19 protein-coding genes and 1 rRNA gene are annotated in these 17,191 nt (G+C 54.5%); all 20 read left to right on the forward strand.

The annotated features are described in order from the left end of the window. Entirely contained in the window at positions 1 to 786 is a 786-nt protein-coding gene (locus J3482_RS14435) for a patatin-like phospholipase family protein (RefSeq protein WP_146822045.1), read from the forward strand. Positions 787 to 837: 51 nt separating this feature from the next. Further along, a complete protein-coding gene (locus J3482_RS14440; protein ID WP_146822046.1) occupies positions 838 to 1,356 on the forward strand; it encodes a YceD family protein in 519 nt (172 codons plus the stop codon). Positions 1,357 to 1,379: 23 nt separating this feature from the next. Further along, entirely contained in the window at positions 1,380 to 1,556 is a 177-nt protein-coding gene (gene rpmF, locus J3482_RS14445) for a 50S ribosomal protein L32 (protein ID WP_081653981.1), read from the forward strand. Between the two features lie 179 nt (positions 1,557 to 1,735). Further along, positions 1,736 to 2,323, forward strand: coding sequence for a transcription factor FapR (gene fapR, locus J3482_RS14450; RefSeq protein WP_223204054.1), 588 nt, complete (start codon positions 1,736 to 1,738; stop codon positions 2,321 to 2,323). Then, positions 2,323 to 3,318: a phosphate acyltransferase PlsX gene (plsX, locus tag J3482_RS14455; protein ID WP_206922609.1), complete on the forward strand. Its 996-nt coding sequence runs from the start codon at positions 2,323 to 2,325 to the stop codon at positions 3,316 to 3,318. The genes fapR and plsX overlap by 1 nt, the downstream gene beginning before the upstream one ends. 22 nt (positions 3,319 to 3,340) lie before the next feature. Further along, positions 3,341 to 4,282, forward strand: a complete 942-nt coding sequence (gene fabD / locus J3482_RS14460) for an ACP S-malonyltransferase (RefSeq protein WP_206922607.1) — start codon at positions 3,341 to 3,343, stop codon at positions 4,280 to 4,282. A gap of 9 nt (positions 4,283 to 4,291) precedes the next feature. After that, entirely contained in the window at positions 4,292 to 5,029 is a 738-nt protein-coding gene (gene fabG / locus J3482_RS14465) for a 3-oxoacyl-[acyl-carrier-protein] reductase (RefSeq protein WP_146822048.1), read from the forward strand. Between the two features lie 24 nt (positions 5,030 to 5,053). Beyond that, on the forward strand, positions 5,054 to 5,293 hold the full coding sequence (gene acpP / locus J3482_RS14470; RefSeq protein ID WP_146822049.1) for an acyl carrier protein: 240 nt from the start codon (positions 5,054 to 5,056) through the stop codon (positions 5,291 to 5,293). 70 nt (positions 5,294 to 5,363) lie between these two features. Beyond that, positions 5,364 to 6,605 carry a beta-ketoacyl-ACP synthase II gene (gene fabF / locus J3482_RS14475; RefSeq protein WP_146822050.1) on the forward strand — a complete coding sequence of 414 codons (1,242 nt, stop codon included), beginning with the start codon at positions 5,364 to 5,366 and terminating at the stop codon, positions 6,603 to 6,605. 198 nt (positions 6,606 to 6,803) lie between these two features. Then, a complete protein-coding gene (gene rnc / locus J3482_RS14480) occupies positions 6,804 to 7,529 on the forward strand; it encodes a ribonuclease III (protein ID WP_146822051.1) in 726 nt (241 codons plus the stop codon). Further along, positions 7,510 to 11,082: a chromosome segregation protein SMC gene (smc, locus tag J3482_RS14485; protein WP_206922608.1), complete on the forward strand. Its 3,573-nt coding sequence runs from the start codon at positions 7,510 to 7,512 to the stop codon at positions 11,080 to 11,082. Before rnc ends, smc begins: the two co-directional genes overlap by 20 nt. A 60-nt stretch (positions 11,083 to 11,142) precedes the next feature. Next, positions 11,143 to 12,054 carry a signal recognition particle-docking protein FtsY gene (ftsY, locus tag J3482_RS14490; protein WP_021295478.1) on the forward strand — a complete coding sequence of 304 codons (912 nt, stop codon included), beginning with the start codon at positions 11,143 to 11,145 and terminating at the stop codon, positions 12,052 to 12,054. 84 nt (positions 12,055 to 12,138) lie between these two features. Beyond that, complete coding sequence (gene ylxM / locus J3482_RS14495) at positions 12,139 to 12,534, forward strand: YlxM family DNA-binding protein (protein ID WP_328702710.1); 396 nt, start codon at positions 12,139 to 12,141, stop codon at positions 12,532 to 12,534. Further along, positions 12,527 to 13,999 (forward strand): signal recognition particle protein, encoded by a 1,473-nt coding sequence (gene ffh / locus J3482_RS14500; RefSeq protein WP_146822054.1) that lies wholly within the window; start codon positions 12,527 to 12,529, stop codon positions 13,997 to 13,999. The genes ylxM and ffh overlap by 8 nt, the downstream gene beginning before the upstream one ends. 23 nt (positions 14,000 to 14,022) lie before the next feature. Next, positions 14,023 to 14,295 carry a 30S ribosomal protein S16 gene (gene rpsP / locus J3482_RS14505; protein WP_146822055.1) on the forward strand — a complete coding sequence of 91 codons (273 nt, stop codon included), beginning with the start codon at positions 14,023 to 14,025 and terminating at the stop codon, positions 14,293 to 14,295. Between the two features lie 41 nt (positions 14,296 to 14,336). Further along, positions 14,337 to 14,567: a KH domain-containing protein gene (locus J3482_RS14510; RefSeq protein ID WP_146822056.1), complete on the forward strand. Its 231-nt coding sequence runs from the start codon at positions 14,337 to 14,339 to the stop codon at positions 14,565 to 14,567. 31 nt (positions 14,568 to 14,598) lie between these two features. Beyond that, entirely contained in the window at positions 14,599 to 15,021 is a 423-nt protein-coding gene (locus J3482_RS14515) for a YlqD family protein (protein ID WP_021295483.1), read from the forward strand. 72 nt (positions 15,022 to 15,093) lie between these two features. After that, positions 15,094 to 15,627: a ribosome maturation factor RimM gene (rimM, locus tag J3482_RS14520; protein ID WP_146822057.1), complete on the forward strand. Its 534-nt coding sequence runs from the start codon at positions 15,094 to 15,096 to the stop codon at positions 15,625 to 15,627. A 22-nt stretch (positions 15,628 to 15,649) separates the two neighbouring features. Further along, positions 15,650 to 16,417 carry a tRNA (guanosine(37)-N1)-methyltransferase TrmD gene (trmD, locus tag J3482_RS14525; protein WP_206922611.1) on the forward strand — a complete coding sequence of 256 codons (768 nt, stop codon included), beginning with the start codon at positions 15,650 to 15,652 and terminating at the stop codon, positions 16,415 to 16,417. Positions 16,418 to 17,131: 714 nt separating this feature from the next. Further along, positions 17,132 to 17,191: ribosomal RNA gene (locus tag J3482_RS14530) — 16S ribosomal RNA — on the forward strand; the annotation flags it as partial.

Below are 17,191 nucleotides of genomic sequence, written 5' to 3' on the forward strand. Positions count from 1 at the left end.
ATGTGCGAGCGCAAGCTCGGGCTTGCTTTAGGGTCCGGTGGTGCAAAAGGGTTTGCGCATATCGGGGTCCTTGCTGCGTTGACGGACCATGGGATTCCTGTTCACGCCGTGGCGGGCTCTAGTATGGGCGGGCTCGTTGGTGCAGTCTATGCAATGGGAACTTCACCGCGCATGTTGCGTGGCCTCGCTATCAGTTTGAAACGTCGACATTGGCTTGACTTCACCGTCCCAAAGATGGGGTTAATTCAAGGGGCGAGAGTGGAACAATTAATAGGACTCTTGACCCGCAATGGCACGTTTGAGGACACGGCCATTCCGCTGGCCGTGGTCGCGACAGATCTCATTCGCCGCAAACTGGTCGTTTTTCGCAGCGGCAATATCGCACAGGCTGTGCGGGCCAGCATTTCCATTCCCGGCGTGTTTGTCCCGGTTGTTCGCGATGGCGCCGTGTATGTCGATGGCGGTGTGCTTCAGCGGGTACCGGTGGCTGCGGCGTGGGAATTAGGGTGTGACGTGGTCCTTGGGGTCGATGTTGGGGTGACGCCGGTCGGTACGGTGCCGAAGTCGATTATGGACGTCATTATGCAAAGTCTTGAGATGATGCAAGAGCAAGTGTGCGGTGAGGTAAACAGTGGCTCATCATTGACTATCACACCAGAAGTCACGCATATCGGGACAGGGCAATTTACACGGGCCGCTGAGGCCATTGAGATTGGTTACGCCGCTACGGTTGAGCGGATAGACGAGATTAAACGCTTGTTGCAACCTGTGCAATCGCTCGGGTAATCATAACTAGGTGAATCTGTTCGGACAACCTCTAGAAGGGGACGAGGGAATATGCAATTAAACATCAAGTCTATCAAGCGCGAGGGAAATGTCGAATTTGATCAGACGGAGCGATTGACGCGGATAACCGAGGAAGTTGTCGATGTGAAGGATATCGATCCCGCTCGGGTCACGGGTGCGGCCACGTGGGCGGACCCGATTGTATTGGTAGAGGGCAGGATTGACACGAATGTCCACTACGTTTGCAGCCGTTGTCTAACGGAGTTTGAACGTCCGTTCTCCACGCGATTGTCGCGCGCTTATGCGGTGGATGCTGGTCAGGCTGAGGAAGATATTCCACTGGTCGAGGGGGAACTGCTTGATTTGACACCAGATATCGAGGAGTCCGTATTTTTGAGTCTGGATGAGCGTCCGCTCTGCCAGGCGGATTGTCAGGGGCTATGTCCGGAGTGTGGTTGCAATCGCAATGATGAGACGTGTTCTTGTGACACGCGCAAAATCGATCCTCGATTGGCCGCATTAAAAGACTTGCTTTCAGATGATGAAACAGAGTATGATGATGAGCGGTAGTCTGTAAAGGGGGTGTCACGGCATTGGCAGTACAACAACATCGTAGTTCTAAAACGAGAAAACGTCTACGTCGAACGCACTTTAAACTTGAAAAACCAACCTTGGTGACTTGCCCACAGTGCGGCGAATACAAACTCCCGCACCACGCGTGCAAAAACTGCGGTACGTATAAGGGACGAACAGTCATCGCAGTGAAATAAGCGTCATAGGATGTAAGGCCGACCACAGCGGGTCGGTCTTTTTTATCGTCCCTCGGGTCGTCGCGCTGGTCTCGCACGTGGCTTCTTCTGGTTTGTAAAAAAGTGAATGGACGCAGGTGATGAAACGGGATATTATTATGTGGTACTAAGTTCGGTGGGATCGAAAGAGGGGTTTCATTCTGAAAAAGTCTGAACGACGCTATGCTTTAGTTGCTTTGTTAGAGCAAAATCCGTTTGCTACAGACGAACAACTTGCGGAGCGGTTTGGCGTCAGTGTTGCGACCATCCGCTTGGATAGGAGCGCACTGCACATCCCGGAAGCGCGAGAGCGGATTCGGCGTGTTGCGTCAGACCGTCAGGATGAGTTGCGCTCATTGGACGAACAAGAATTGATTGGGCGCCTGATTAAGCTGGAACTCAACCGGTATGCAGAGTCGGAGTTGACAGTGCAGCCTGTCCATGTCTTTCGTAAGACTGGCATTGTGCGTGGACATATTTTATTTGCGCAGATAAACTCTCTTGCGACGGCCTTGATGGACGCAGATGTGGCCCTCACCGCAAAGGCGGAGTTGCGGTTCTACCGCCCCGTTCGCCTGGGCGATAATGTTCGGGCGCGGGTCGACGTGATTGGCGAACATGGAGACGTCGTTCGCTGTCGCGCGGTAAGTCAAGTGAATTCGGAGATAGCCGTCCAGGGCATCGTTTGGGTACATAAAGACCCGGCGAACCTTGGTGCGGATTTTATGGATGAGGGGGAAGCTCGGTGATCACGATGGCCGTAGATGCGATGGGTGGGGATTACGCGCCCAACGCGCCGGTAGAAGCCGTGTGCCAAGCTGCTACATCGTTTTCCGACACACGGTTTGTGTTGATTGGGGACGAATCACAGATTTTGGCGGCGGTAAAGGGGAATCTTCCGAACAACGTGACGCTGAAGCATACCGATGTAGTCATTGAAGGGGATGACGAACCGGTTCGAGCGGTTCGTCGCAAACCTGAATCTTCCCTGGTTTTGGCCGCCAAAATGGTTGCGGATGGGGAAGCGGATGTGATGGTCTCCGCCGGTAATACGGGGGCGATTATGGCTGCGGGCATGCTCGTTATCGGTCGGCTGCCAAGCGTTGACCGTCCCGCGTTGGCGCCGGTTCTACCGACGTTTGATGGAAGAGGGGTTCTACTCCTTGATGCTGGGGCAACGATGGACGCTTCGGCAGAAAATCTTGTGACCTATGCATATATGGCTACAGAATATGCCAAGCATGTTCTCGATATTGAGAACCCACGCGTGGGATTGCTCAATGTTGGAACAGAAGATACCAAGGGCAATGCGGTTGTAAAGCAGACCTTTTCACTACTCACGCAATCACGGCTGAACTTTGTCGGCAATGTCGAAGCACGTGAAATGATGGCAGGGTCAGTTGCTGACGTCGTCGTCTGTGACGGTTTTGTTGGCAACGTCGTGTTGAAGTTGGCGGAGGGCATTGGATTAGGGCTGTTCAGCGGCATTAAAGAGACGCTGACATCGAGTTTGATGACGCGCATCGCAGGGGGGCTCATCCGTGGTAAACTGCGGGGGTTCCGTGATAGATATGATTGGGCTGAGCACGGTGGCGCTCCCTTTCTGGGCGTTGCGGGCGGCTTGATTAAGGCGCATGGCAGTAGCAATGCGCGCGCTTGGTATATGGCGTTATCGCAAGGTCGGAAGTTTATTGCAAACGACGTCTTAACAAAGTTGTCGGCTGCGATGGAAGAGCGCAAGTGACCATACATTAGGAGGAACACACATGTTGACGGGAATCGTCTTCCCAGGACAAGGTTCTCAGTATGTAGGGATGGGTAAATCCCTGATTGAGGCGTATCCGACTGCCCGTAGGACATTCGAGGAAGCGGACGAAAGACTAGGGTTTCATTTGACCAAATTGTGTCTGGAGGGCCCGGAGGAACAATTGCGGCTCACCTATCATACGCAGCCGGCGCTGTTGACGGCGAGTATCGCATTTTACCGCGTTCTCACTGAACGTGTAGAACTAAATCCAATTGTAGCAGCTGGACATAGCCTGGGCGAATATAGCGCGTTGGTGGCAGCGGGTGCAATGGCATTTGGCGATGCGGTACATCTCGTACATAGACGGGGGCAACTGATGGACGAAGCGGTTCCCGCTGGACAGGGCGCGATGGCGGCCGTCCTCGGATTGGATGAAGAACCGCTCACCTCCGTGTGTGCACAAGTGATGGAACAGACGGGCGAAGTCGTGGAGTTGGCGAATCTTAACTGCCCGGGTCAAATTGTTATCTCAGGGACGGCTGCTGGTGTCCAGGTTGCTGCCACACTAGCCAAGGAACAAGGCGCCAAACGGGTGATTCCGTTGACTGTCAGTGGGCCGTTCCACTGTCGTTTGATGCGCGCGGCCGCCGATTCGTTTGGCGCGCTGTTGGACGCGACTGTGATTCAAGACGCATCGATTCCAGTGGTCGCGAACGTCGATGCAGTGGCCAATAAGGATGCATCGCAGATTCGGGAGGCGCTCAAGCGGCAGTTGTACTCTCCGGTGCGGTGGACGGACGATGTGCAGGCGATGCGCCGCATGGGCGTGGAACGGATTGTGGAGATTGGGCCTGGGACCGTCCTTTCTGGCTTAATCCGCAAAATTGATAGAGGGATTTCAACGGCGCATGTGGAAGATGAAGCTACACTTGCGGAAGTGATTGAACTGTTCAGCAACTAGGAGGAACAGATTTTGTCTAAAGTATCGATTGTGACTGGGGCGTCGCGCGGAATTGGCCGTGCGATTGCCGTTGCGTTGGGCACCGGTGGTGGGTGCGTTGTAGTCAATTATCAGGGACGTCGAGATGCCGCCGAGGAGACGGCTGCGCAGATTGAGGCTGCTGGTGGCCGTGCGCAGATTGAACAGGCTGACGTCAGTCAAGCCGATGGTGCGAAGCGACTAGTGGATGCGGCCGTTGCGACGTTTGGGCGGGTTGACGTTCTGGTCAACAACGCCGGTATCGCGCGCGACGGACTGTTGATGCGCATGAGAGATGAAGATTGGGACGACGTGCTCAATACAAACTTGCGTGGGGCTTTTTATATGATTCGTCAGGTTTCCCGACCGATGATGAAGGCTCGCAGTGGTCGGATTATCAACATTACTTCTGTCTCAGGGATCATTGGCAATCCAGGTCAGGCGAACTATGCTTCGGCCAAGGCGGGCATGATTGGCCTGACCAAATCGGCAGCCAAGGAACTCGCGTCGCGCAATATCACCGTCAATGCCGTTGCGCCTGGCTACATTGCGACCGACATGACGGAGCAGTTGAGTGAGGATGTCACTCAGCAGATGTTAGGCGCTGTTCCACTCGGACGCCCTGGAACACCAGAAGATGTCGCTGCGGTTGTGGATTTTCTCGCATCGGATGCGGCCAGTTACATTACTGGGCAAGTCTTCAATGTCGACGGCGGCATGGTCATGTAGTATACTGCTGAAGGAGGTGAGAGGATGGCAAACGATACGTTTGATCGTGTGAAAAAGATCATTGTCGACCGCTTAAGTGTCGATGAAGATAAGGTTACTATGGAAGCCACCTTTAAGGATGATCTTGGGGCGGATTCTTTGGACATTGTCGAACTGATTATGGAATTGGAAGATGAGTTCGACTTAGAAATATCTGATGAAGATGCTGAGAAAATCAGCACGGTAGGTGATGTAGTTACATACATCAGCGCTCACCAAGAGTAATCACACGCGTCACATTTGGACAGTCCCGTGCGCGAGCCGGGGCTGCTGTTATATAGAGGGGGGTGACAACGTGACACGAAGAGTGGTGGTGACAGGTCTCGGTGTTGTGACACCCGTCGGGAACGATGTACCTACTTTTTGGGAAAGTCTACTCTCCGGTAAGTCGGGCATTCGAGAGATTGACCGCTTTGACACAACAGATTATCCGACGAAAATCGCTGGGCTCGTGACGGATTTTCAGCCGGAGCGTTATATCGATAAAAAGGAAATTCGCCACATGGACTTGTTCACACAGTATGCTGTGTGCGCAGCTCATGAAGCGGTGGAACATTCGGGACTTCAGATTACCGATGAGAACCGAGATCGGATAGGGGTTTATATCGGTTCAGGTATCGGAGGAATTGGCACGACGCTCAGCAACTATCGTGTGTTGCTTGAACGCGGTCCCAAACGTGTGAGCCCGTTCCTTGTACCAATGATGATAAGTGACATGGCGGCTGGACAAGTCTCTATTGATTTTGGCTTACGCGGCCCGAATAGCGCGCCGGTGTCGGCGTGCGCGACGGGTTCGCATGCCATTGGCGACGCGTTTAAATTGATTCAGCGCGGCGCGGCAGATGCGATGGTGGCTGGTGGTGCTGAAGCGGCTGTCGTTGATATCGCTTTGGCGGGATTCAGTAACATGAAGGCCCTGTCGACGCGCAACGATGACCCGACGAGAGCGAGCCGTCCATTTGACAAGGACCGCGATGGGTTTGTCATGGGCGAAGGCGCAGGCATCTTGGTGCTTGAGGACCTTGAGTTTGCGCAGCGGCGCGGGGCCAACATCCTTGCTGAAATCGTCGGCTATGGTATGTCTGGGGACGCGTATCATGTCACTGCGCCAGCGCCGGATGGCGATGGCGCGGTTCGTGTGATGTCTGCGGCAATTGCCGATGCGGGTATTGAGTTGACGGATATCGATTATATTAATGCACATGGAACTTCTACAGAGTTTAACGACCGCATTGAGACACTCGCAGTGAAACGTCTGTTTGGTGAACATGCGTACAAGCTGGCGATGAGTTCCATCAAATCGATGACGGGTCATTTGTTGGGCGCAGCTGGTGGCGTCGAAGGTGTCGCCTGCGTGTTGACGCTGAAGAATGGTATCATTCCGCCAACGACCAACTATGAAACGCCAGATCCGGAATGCGATTTGGATTATGTGCCGAATACTGCCCGCAAATGTGACGTCCGATATGTCATGTCCAATTCATTTGGCTTCGGCGGCCATAATGCGGCGTTGATTTTTAAGAAGTACGAACAGTAAACCTGTTTACGGATTCTTTAATTCCTACCGCTCAGGGCGACATAAGTGATGATGCCGAGACTGAGTATTCTTTTGAGTTGATTGATGGCAAGCCCCTGGCGTTGACCGGGGGCTTTGCACCATTCAGGGTTTTGAGGGGACGCCGCTCGGATTGGCGCAGCGGCTGCGCCTCAAGATCTCCGACGGGGAGCGACAGACATGAAGTCCAAGTGGGATGAACTGCAGGACAATTTGAATATGCACTTTCAGGAAGTCAATTTATTAAAGCAGGCGTTTACGCACGCCTCTTATCGCAACGAACACCGAAAGGCGCAGATTCAAGATAACGAACGATTAGAGTTTTTGGGTGATGCGGTACTCGAACTGTTGATTAGCGATTTTCTCTTTCAGGCGTATCCGCATATGCCCGAAGGGGAGTTGACGCGAATGCGCGCAGCGATTGTCTGTGAGCCGTCACTCGTCATGTTCGCAAAACGCCTGCAGTTTGATGAGTATGTCCGTTTGGGTCGCGGTGAGGAAAGGTCTGGCGGACGGCGTCGCCCGGCTTTGTTAGCGGACGTGTTTGAGGCATTCCTCGGAGCTTTGTATATTGATCAGGGGATTGAGCGGGTTCGTGAGTTCGTCGATACGTACATTATCCCACACCTCGCGGATGCGAAGGTAGGCGTTGACTATAAGACAGCCTTGCAGGAATGGGTGCAGCAGCGTCTCGGCGTGTCGCTTCGGTATGTCATTGTCGAAGAGCGCGGCCCCGCTCACGCGAGAGAGTTTGTCGTACACGTTGCGGTAGGCGACACAGTGATGGGGATTGGCGCTGGTAAATCGAAGAAGGAAGCTGAGCAGCAGGCGGCTGCTGCAGCTTTGAAGTCGTTTATGGAGAGCGCTTCAGAGGAGCGGGACACGAGTGTATCTAAAACAGATTGAAATTATCGGGTTTAAGTCGTTTGCCGACAAAAGTAAGTTGGTGTTAGCGCCCGGTGTCACAGGTGTCGTAGGGCCAAATGGAAGCGGGAAGAGCAATATTGCCGACGCGATTCGATGGGTCTTGGGCGAACAGAGCGTTCGCAACCTTCGCGGTAGTAAGATGGAGGACGTCATCTTTGCCGGCAGCGAGACTCGTAAACCCACCAATCTGTGTGAAGTGTCACTTGTACTCGACAACGAAGACCGGCATTTGCAGGTTGTCTTTGACGAAGTCACGATTACGCGCCGCGTCTTCAGGTCTGGCGAGAGCGAATACTTTATCAATCGCCAACCATGCCGGCTGAAAGACATCCATGAACTGTTCATGGACACGGGTCTTGGACGCGATGCTTATTCCATTATCGGCCAAGGGAAAATTGAAGAAATGTTGTCGACGCGGGCGGAAGACCGTCGTGGTCCGTTTGAGGATGCCGCCGGAATTGTCAAATTTAAGCATCGCCGTCGGGAGGCTGAACGCAAACTTGAGGAGACGAAAGCGAATCTCGTTCGCGTTGAGGATATCCTCGCTGAACTAGAGGAACAGGTTGGACCGCTCGAACGTGAAAAGGAGCGGGCTGAGCGCTATCGCGAGTTTGTGGATGCACTCCAAAAGGCGGAAATTGCGCTGCTGGTTGTGGAAATTGACAAGTTAAATGAACGATTTCAGCAAGCCACGCGCAGCGTGGCAGACCGACAAGCGGCGCGCGACCTGGCGCAGGTATCCGTGGCAGCGGCTGAAGCCAAATGGCAGCAGCAGCGTCAGGCGCTGGACGAACTCACACAGCAGGTCGAACAGTTGCAGCAACACTACGTGGCCGTCGTCGAGCAGCGTCAGAAACAGCAAGGTGATTTGGCGTTAATCGAGCAGGAACTGGGGTATCTTGAGGAGACGGAGCGTACGCGTTTGACGCAACAGGCGCAGCACGCCGAGGAACTCAAGACCTTGGATGCGAGCATCGAGCAACTTCGCGCGTCGCATCAAGCAGCGGAAGGCAAGTTGCACGTTTTATCTGGGGAACTGGAGGTTGCTGCCGAAGGGTCGAAAGAGTCGCGGCGGGTTGAGATCTCCAATGAAATTGACAACCTCAATGCGGAGTATATTGAGGCCAATCACCGGGCGGCGACGTTGCGCAACGAGCTGAAAATGCTGGAGGAACAACTTCAGTCTGACGCCGGGAAACGAGCAAAATACGAGCAGGACGCAGCGCGTTGGACAGAGCAAATTGAACAGGCGAATCGCGCCATCGCCGAGGTTCAAGCTTCTATGCAGCAACTGACGCAGCAGCTCGAACAGGCTGCGGATGAAATTCGCACGTGCGACGCTGCTTATGAGGAGGCGACGGCGGCTGAGGCAAACGCCGTCGCGGAACTGCAGCAGGTGCGGGCGAGCATCCAAACGTTGTCGGCTCGTCATGATTTGCTGCGCGACTTAGAGGAAGGCTATGACGGTTATGCACTCGGGGTTCGAACCGTCATGCAGCAGGCCAGCCGCAATCGTCTGTCAGGGATTCACGGGACGGTCGCCGAACTTGTTCGCGTGCCAAAGGACGTCGAATTGGCTGTAGAAACGGCACTTGGTGGGGCGCTCCAGAACATTGTGGTGGCCACTGAAGCGGATGCGCGGGCCGCTATTCAAATGCTCAAACAGCGTCAGGCTGGGCGCGCGACGTTTATGCCAATTGACGTTATTCAATCCCGCCGCTTGCGCGATGCGGAGATTCAACGCGTGCGGGAACAAGCGGGATTTGTCGGGATTGCCAGTGATTTGGTGGACACCGATGCGGCATTTCGCTACGTTGTCGAGCATTTGCTCGGCAACGTAGTGGTCGCAGATACCTTGGAACATGCCAATGCGCTCGCGCGCGTGTTGCAATACCGTGTACGGATTGTCACGTACCAAGGGGATGTTGTCGCACCAGGCGGTGTGATGAGTGGTGGGCATCACCAGCGTAAAGGACCAGGTCTGTTGGGCCGTTCGCGAGAGCGTACGGATCTCGAGGACAAGTTGGCCCAATTGCGCGCGCAAGAGGAAGCGTTGCGCGCGCAGCAAGCTAAGTTGCGATTGACCGTGACAGAGGCGCAGTCACGTCGGACAGAGGCACAACGGGTATTGGAGCAGCACGCCACACAGCAGCAGGGGTTGGAAGTCACACTACGAGACCACGAGCACGCGAAGCGTTCCGCAGAGGAGCGTTTAGCGGCGCTGGAATGGGAATTTCATCAGTTGGCTTCAGGCAAAGAGGCGATTGCGCAGCGACATGAGGAAGCGGCGAGATCACTTGCTGAAACGGACGCGCTCCTGGTTACCATTGCCCAAGCGATGACTGCACAGCGCGAGGCGCTGGCGGAGTTCGAGAAACAGCAGCAGGTCATGCAGGAACGACTGACGGGGTTGCGCATTGAGGTCGCTACCTTGCGCCAGGAGCGAGATACGCTGCGCGTGCGCCTGGATGAGGCGCTTGAACGAAAGGCTCGCCTTCAAGAGTTGATGGCGAGTGCGGAGACGGAGTCTCGCGCGTTTGCGGAGCGCAAGGCAAAGCTTCTGGCTCAGGCGCAAACGGCATCCGAACAGGTGACGACGTTGGTGGACGAGGTTTCCACCAGACAATCGCACTTGGACGATGCCCGTCAGGCCCGACTGCAGTTAGAGGCTGAGGTGCGGCAGCTTGAGCAAGCGGTCAGCAAAGAACGTCAGGCGTTCGGACAGGCTGAGGAACTGTTGCATCGGGTACAGGTGGCGGCCGAACGCGCCGATGCAGATCTGGCGCATGCACTGCAAAAAATGGGCGATTCCTTTGGTATGACTTACGAGTGGGCCAAGGAGCGTTATCCGCTCACGACCACGCCGGAAGAACTGGAACGCGAGGTGCAACGGCTACGTCGGTCGCTGCAAGCACTGGGCGACGTCAATCTTGGTGCCATTGAGGAGTACCAACGATTGGCGGAACGGATTGGCTTTTTAACCCAGCAGCGCGATGATCTCGTGTCTGCACAGGAGAAGCTCGACGAGCTGATTGAGGAAATTGACACGGAGATGGCAAACCGCTTTCTGGAGACGTTTTATCAAATTCAAGAGGAGTTTGCCAAATCCTTTGAGGTTCTATTCGGGGGCGGGGAAGCGCGGTTGGAATTGACGCAACCGGATGACCCGCTGACGACGGGGATTGACGTTATCGCCAAACCGCCTGGCAAGCGCCTGCAGAACCTGAATCTATTGTCCGGCGGCGAGCGAGCACTGACGGCGATGGCGCTCTTGTTTGCAATTTTGCGCGTGCGTCCGGTACCGTTTTGCGTGCTCGACGAGGTGGAGGCGGCGCTCGACGAGGCGAATGTCGCGCGGTTTGCCCAACAACTGCGCATGTTCGCTGGAGAGACGCAGTTTATCGTCATCACGCACCGACGCGGGACGATGGAAGAGGCGGATGCATTGTACGGGGTGACGATGCCAGAGCGTGGCGTTTCGTCACTGGTGAGTGTTCGATTGACGGACGATCTCGACTTTGAGACCGCGTGAGGGAACGAACTTGCGCGGTTTTCTGGTTGTTGGATGCCACTGTGAAAGGGGTAACGTGACGTGGGGTTATTTGACCGCTTTAAAAAGGGTCTTCAGAAATCGAGGACGACGCTTGCGGAGCGGCTGGGCAGTGTTTTTCGCTCCCGCAAGTTGGACGAGTCGGTATATGAAGAGATGGAAGAGGCGTTTATCGCTGCGGACATGGGCGTCGAGACGGCGATGGCCCTTGTCGAGAACGTGCGGACGCTGGCGCGCAAAAAGCGCATTGAGCAGGCTGAAGAGCTTCCGGATTTGATGGTCGAGGCGATGTCCGCGATGCTCTCCGAGGCTGATAGCGACATGAATTTTGCCGCAGAGGGTCCGACACTTGTGTTGGTCGTGGGCGTCAACGGCGCTGGCAAGACGACGACGATTGGCAAGTTGGCGAATTATTACTTGCAGCAGAACAAGCGTGTATTGTTGGCGGCTGCGGATACATTCCGGGCGGCTGCCATCGAGCAGTTGTTAGCCTGGGGCGAGCGTGCGGGGTGTGACGTGGTGCGGCATAGTCAGGGGGCCGATCCGGCTGCAGTCATTTACGACGCAATTCAAGCGGGCCGGTCGCGCAACGCGGATATCATTTTGTGCGATACGGCAGGTCGTTTACAAAACAAGACACACCTGATGGCGGAGCTTGCGAAGATTCACAAGGTAGCGGCGCGCGAATTGCCGGGATCGCCGCACGAAGTGCTCTTGGTACTCGATGGGACGACGGGCCAGAACGGACTCAACCAAGCCAAGGTATTCAAAGAAGTCGTCGACGTCACTGGCATTGTCGTCACGAAACTGGACGGCACGGCCAAGGGGGGCATCGTCGTGCCGATTGTGCATGAGCAGGGGATCCCTGTGAAATGGATTGGCCTTGGCGAGCAGATAGACGACTTGCAACCTTTCGATGCACGTGCGTTTGCGGAGGCGGTGTGCCGTCCGTAAAACCGCCACGCCGCACGCGCGTTGGCACGAGAGGTAGCGGTTAGTGGCCGGTGAAGTCAAGGTGTAAAGGAGATATGCTTGACAGTGTCTTCTTCAGCGGATAATATGAATGAGGTCACTCGAATGGGCGATTTGTACGACTTCTACGGTGCACTGCTGACAGAGCGGCAACGTCAGATTATTGAGATGTACCACGTTGAAGATTGGTCGCTCAGCGAGATTGCCGAATCGCTTTCTATTACGCGTCAAGCTGTTCACGACCAGCTGCGGCGCGCTGGCGAGCAGTTGGAACAGTATGAGGCTGTTTTACAATTGCGAGCGGCGGCACGGGCGCAGCAGGAAGCTTGGTCAAAGCTCGTGCGTGTTTGGGCGAAGGTTCGCCATGAACTTTCGGCGGCTTCGCAGAGGGAAATGGATGCGGCAATTGCGTCAATGAATCGGACGTCGCCAGGCTTTATGGGAGGTGAGGTAGATGCTTGAAGGATTATCGAGCAGCTTGCAGAAGGCGATGGGTCGACTGCGTGGCAAAGGAAAGCTGAGTGAGGCGGATGTCGCCGAAGCGATGCGGGAAGTGCGCTTGGCGCTGTTGGCGGCTGACGTCAACGTGAAGGTTGTGCGCGACTTTGTCGAACGCGTTCGCGAGCGAGCTGTGGGTCAGGATGTCCAAAAGAGTTTGACACCGGGTCAACAGGTAGTTCGCATCGTCTACGAAGAGCTGACGGAATTGATGGGTGGCTCGCAAGCGCGAATCCAGATGGCGTCGAAGCCCCCTACTGTCATCATGCTCGTTGGCTTGCAGGGTGCAGGGAAGACGACGGCTATTGCCAAACTCGCGCTGTCGTTTCGCCAGCACCAACATCGACCCTTGATGATTGCGGCCGACGTCTATCGACCTGCCGCGATTGATCAGTTACACGTCCTCGGAAAACAGGTCGACATTCCGGTTTTCGATATGGGAACCGACACGTCACCTGTCGAGATTGTTCGGCAAGGCATGCAGGAAGCCGAACGCCAGGGCGCGGATGTCGTGCTTGTGGATACGGCAGGGCGCCTGCATATTGACGAAGATCTAATGGCGGAGCTTGACGATATCAAGTCGGCTGTCGAGCCGAATGAAGTTTTGCTCGTGGTCGATGCCATGACGGGTCAGGATGCCGTCCATGTGGCGGAAACATTCCATCAGCGTTTGGAAGTCACTGGGGTTATTCTGACGAAGTTGGATGGCGACGCGCGGGGCGGTGCTGCACTTACCGTACGGGCCGTCACGGGTTGTCCGATTAAATATGTCGGCCTTGGCGAGAAAATCGAGCCACTTGAACCGTTTCATCCAGATAGACTGGCGTCCCGGATTCTTGGCATGGGCGACGTGTTAAGTCTGATTGAGCGGGCGCAAGAGCGGATAGACCTCGAGAAGGCCAAAGAGATGGAAGAACGCATGCGTTCCTCCACCTTTAGTCTCAATGACTTTCAGGAGATGTTCCGCCAGGTTCGAAATTTGGGACCGCTTGATCAAGTTCTCAAAATGATTCCTGGGATGAACAAATTGAAGGGTATTGAGAATGTCGATTTAAATGATAAGCGATTCCTTCGAATGGACGCTATCATTTCCTCGATGACAGCGGCAGAGCGATTAGATCCGAGCGTGATGAACGCCAGTCGTCGCCGTCGCATTGCCAATGGCAGTGGGACAACCGTAAGAGAGGTCAATCAGTTGCTCAATCAGTTTGAGCAGACGCAACAAATGATGAAACGAATGTCTGGGATGGGCAAGAAAATGGGGCGTCGCAGTGCGATGAACGCCATCAAGTCGATGGGGGGCCTTGGCGCCCTTGGCGGCATGAAAGACGCTTCGCAACTTGCTGACCTTGAAGAATCGTTGACATCGAAGGGGACGTCGCACGCGCCACGACAGCGACATCACCGCGCGAAAAAGAAGCGCAAATGACAATTTAATTGGAGGTGGTTTTCGTGGCAGTAAAGATTCGTTTGAAGCGTATGGGTGCAAAAAAGAGTCCGTTTTATCGTCTGGTTGTCGCTGACTCCCGTTCCCCTCGTGACGGTCGTTTTGTCGAGGAGATTGGAACATACAATCCGCTCACAGAGCCAGCGCAGATTAAAATTGACGAAGAACGCGCACTGTATTGGTTAGGTACAGGTGCACAGCCTTCTGATAAAGTTCGTTACTTGTTCCACTTGGAAGGAATTTTGAAGAAGTTCCACGAACAAAAAGTACAGAAGTGAACCTGTGGGCGGCCTTGTGCCGCCCTTCGGAGTGATGGCGTGTGAAGGAGCTTGTCCAATATCTGGTGTCCTCGTTGGTAGATCACCCGGATTCGGTGGAAGTCGTCGAGACGACGGATAACGATATCATCACCTATCGGGTGAAAGTCCACGCGGACGACATGGGCCGCGTCATTGGCCGGCAAGGCCGTATCGCAAAAGCCATTCGCAACGTGGTCAGTGCGGCTGCGTATCGGCAACACAAGCGTGTATTTGTAGATATTCAGTCGTGACAATTGTCGTCAGTGAGAAGGAGAGATTGGGTTGGAAATTCGTCAGCCTGTCGCCGTCAAGGTGGTTTTGACGGAAACGACGAAGCAGCAGATCATTCAGGAGCAGCGCCGGCAAATCGAGCAGGTGAGCAACGAGATAGAACAACTTGAGGCTCAAGGCAAGGAAGCGCTTGCCCAGGCGATGGCACAAGGTGGTGACATCGCGCAACAGGTTCGTCAACAAATTGATAACGAGCGCACGACGCGCGAACGTCGCCGTGAAGAATTGTTCCAGCAAATGCAACAAATTCAGCAGATGGAACTGGGAACTGAGTTGCAAAATATGACCGTTGAAACCACGGTTTCTGTTAAGCCGGGTGACGACTGGACGAAGGTTTTGCTCGGAGCAGAAATTATCGTTCGGGACGGTATCATCCAGGAGATTCGCCAGAACGGTCAGAAAATCGAGGGTTGATGGCGACCGACGCAGTCCCAGGGTTCAGCACATGGTGTTGGACCTTTTTTTGTGGAAATGGAGAGGTGAAGGATGGCTTCGTACTACACAGTGGGCGTGATGACTAAGCCCCACGGCTTGCGTGGCGAAATGAAGGTGTACCCGCGCACGGATTTTCCTGAGAAGCGTTTTGCGGCCGGATCGAAATTGTATGTACGCCCAGAAGGTGGCTCTCCGATTGCGGCTGTGGAGGTCCGGTCGGGGCGGCGACAGCAGAATATGTGGATAGTGGGGTTTAAGGACTTGGTGACTATCCATGATGTGGAGCGCTGGCGCGGTATGGAATTGTGCGTGGAAGAGGCGCAACTGGAACCACTGCCGGAGGGTACATATTACATTCATCAGCTGGTTGGTCTTCAAGTCTATACAGAGGAAGGCGTGTTTGTGGGCGAGTTGAAGGAAGTGTTGACACCGGGAGCAAACGACGTGTATGTCGTACGTGGACCGCTCAGCAGGGACGACATTTTATTGCCGGCGATTCCGGACTGTATTCTCAAAGTCGATATCGCCGCTAACCGCATGACCATCCACCTCTTGCCGGGCCTTATTGGAGACGACGAGAGCTGAGAAAGGGCCGGGTGAGATGGCACTGAATATTTTTGTTTTGACGCTATTTCCACAGATGTTTTCCAGCGTCTTTGGCGAGAGTATGATGAAGCGCGCGTTTGCCAGTGGCGTTGCCAACATCGAATACGTCGACTTTCGCCAATACGCGACTGATAAACACCATACTGTCGACGATGCGCCATTTGGTGGTGGCGCGGGCATGTTGTTGAAGCCGGAGCCGCTCTTTGCCGCAATGGATGATATTCACGAGCGACACGGGATAGTTTCGCCTCCCGCTGGGCGCGTCATTTTGCTCTCCCCGCAGGGACGCCGATTTAATCAGGAAGTGGCGCGAGAGTATGCGGCATGCGAACGCCTTACGTTCCTCTGTGGCCATTATGAGGGATTTGATGACAGAGTGCGTCAGCACCTGGTTACGGAGGAATTGTCTCTAGGTGACTTTGTGATGACTGGCGGTGAGATTGCGGCGATGGCCGTGATTGACACGGTGGTGCGGTTGTTGCCAGGCGTACTCGGCAATGCGGGGTCACTCGAAGATGAGTCGCATGCAGCGCGGTTACTTGAGTATCCACAGTACACGCGGCCCGCTTCATTTCGAGGCATGGATGTTCCTCCGACGTTATTGTCGGGGAACCATCAACGGATTGCCAAATGGCGAAGGAAACACGCGTTGTATCGGACATGGCGCGAACGGCCCGACCTGCTTGATGGCCTTGACTTAGACGACGAGCAAGCGCAGTGGTTGAAACAATTCGAGCGTGGCGACTTTCGCGACATCGACATCTCATAGGATGAAACTTGTGGGCCGAATTTTTCGGACAACCGCCGTAGAAAAAGGCTACAGCGGTGCGCAGTGCTGATGGCTGTATCCCGGGGAAAGGAGCGCCCGCTGTAGCTGGTGTATCGTATGGCATCTAGTTGTGGTACGTTCACGTAGCTTCTCCTGCACCATTTATTTTGTCAATAGCCGAATTGCTCTGTGGCCAGACAGCCGAATTCGACCTCCGTTAAGTGTGTTGATGAGCGTGCTGGTGGTTTGATTTTTTGGGGGGAACGCCCCGTGCGCGCCTGATTGTATGACAATCTTGCGCAGCATCACCAAGAAATGTTGTAGAGCGAATCTCATTGTTGACATATTGCCAGTAGAGATGTTATATTCCTTCTTGTCGCCTCGGCGATGCTGTGGTGACACAGTAGCGGTACAAGTCACGGTTGTTTATTATCTGGTGGTCGATGGTTGTCTTTGTCAGCTTCGAAGAAGGATGAAAGACTTACCAGTGACAACGAACGTCAGTTCGTGATATTGTACTTAGGCTGCTTCGACAGAGGCGGCACTTGCTCGAAAGAATCACGTCATCTGATTCCGCGTTATGTTTCGCAGAATCCGCGTTCGTGGGGCTTTCATAGCAGGTTTGGTTCCTTGAAAACTGAACACACACGCCTAAAAGTTTCGGTCGACGTGACTTTGGTCACAGCGACGATGGAAACACAAGTAACAACGCCATTTTTTGAGAGTTTGATCCTGGCTCAGGACGAACGCTGGCGGCGTGCCTAATACATGCAA

It is taken from the genome of Alicyclobacillus suci (assembly GCF_017329615.1).
Taxonomy (GTDB): Bacteria; Bacillota; Bacilli; order Alicyclobacillales; family Alicyclobacillaceae; genus Alicyclobacillus; species Alicyclobacillus suci.

What these genes read in the sequence shown, in the direction of transcription:
- acpP (WP_146822049.1), top strand. Translation starts at nt 5,054, where the DNA reads ATGGCAAACGATACGTTTGATCGTGTGAAAAAGATCATTGTCGACCGC.
- rimM (WP_146822057.1), top strand. Translation starts at nt 15,094, where the DNA reads ATGGCTTCGTACTACACAGTGGGCGTGATGACTAAGCCCCACGGCTTG.
- fabD (WP_206922607.1), top strand. Translation starts at nt 3,341, where the DNA reads ATGTTGACGGGAATCGTCTTCCCAGGACAAGGTTCTCAGTATGTAGGG.
- J3482_RS14440 (WP_146822046.1), top strand. Translation starts at nt 838, where the DNA reads ATGCAATTAAACATCAAGTCTATCAAGCGCGAGGGAAATGTCGAATTT.
- J3482_RS14435 (WP_146822045.1), top strand. Translation starts at nt 1, where the DNA reads ATGTGCGAGCGCAAGCTCGGGCTTGCTTTAGGGTCCGGTGGTGCAAAA.
- rnc (WP_146822051.1), top strand. Translation starts at nt 6,804, where the DNA reads ATGAAGTCCAAGTGGGATGAACTGCAGGACAATTTGAATATGCACTTT.
- ffh (WP_146822054.1), top strand. Translation starts at nt 12,527, where the DNA reads ATGCTTGAAGGATTATCGAGCAGCTTGCAGAAGGCGATGGGTCGACTG.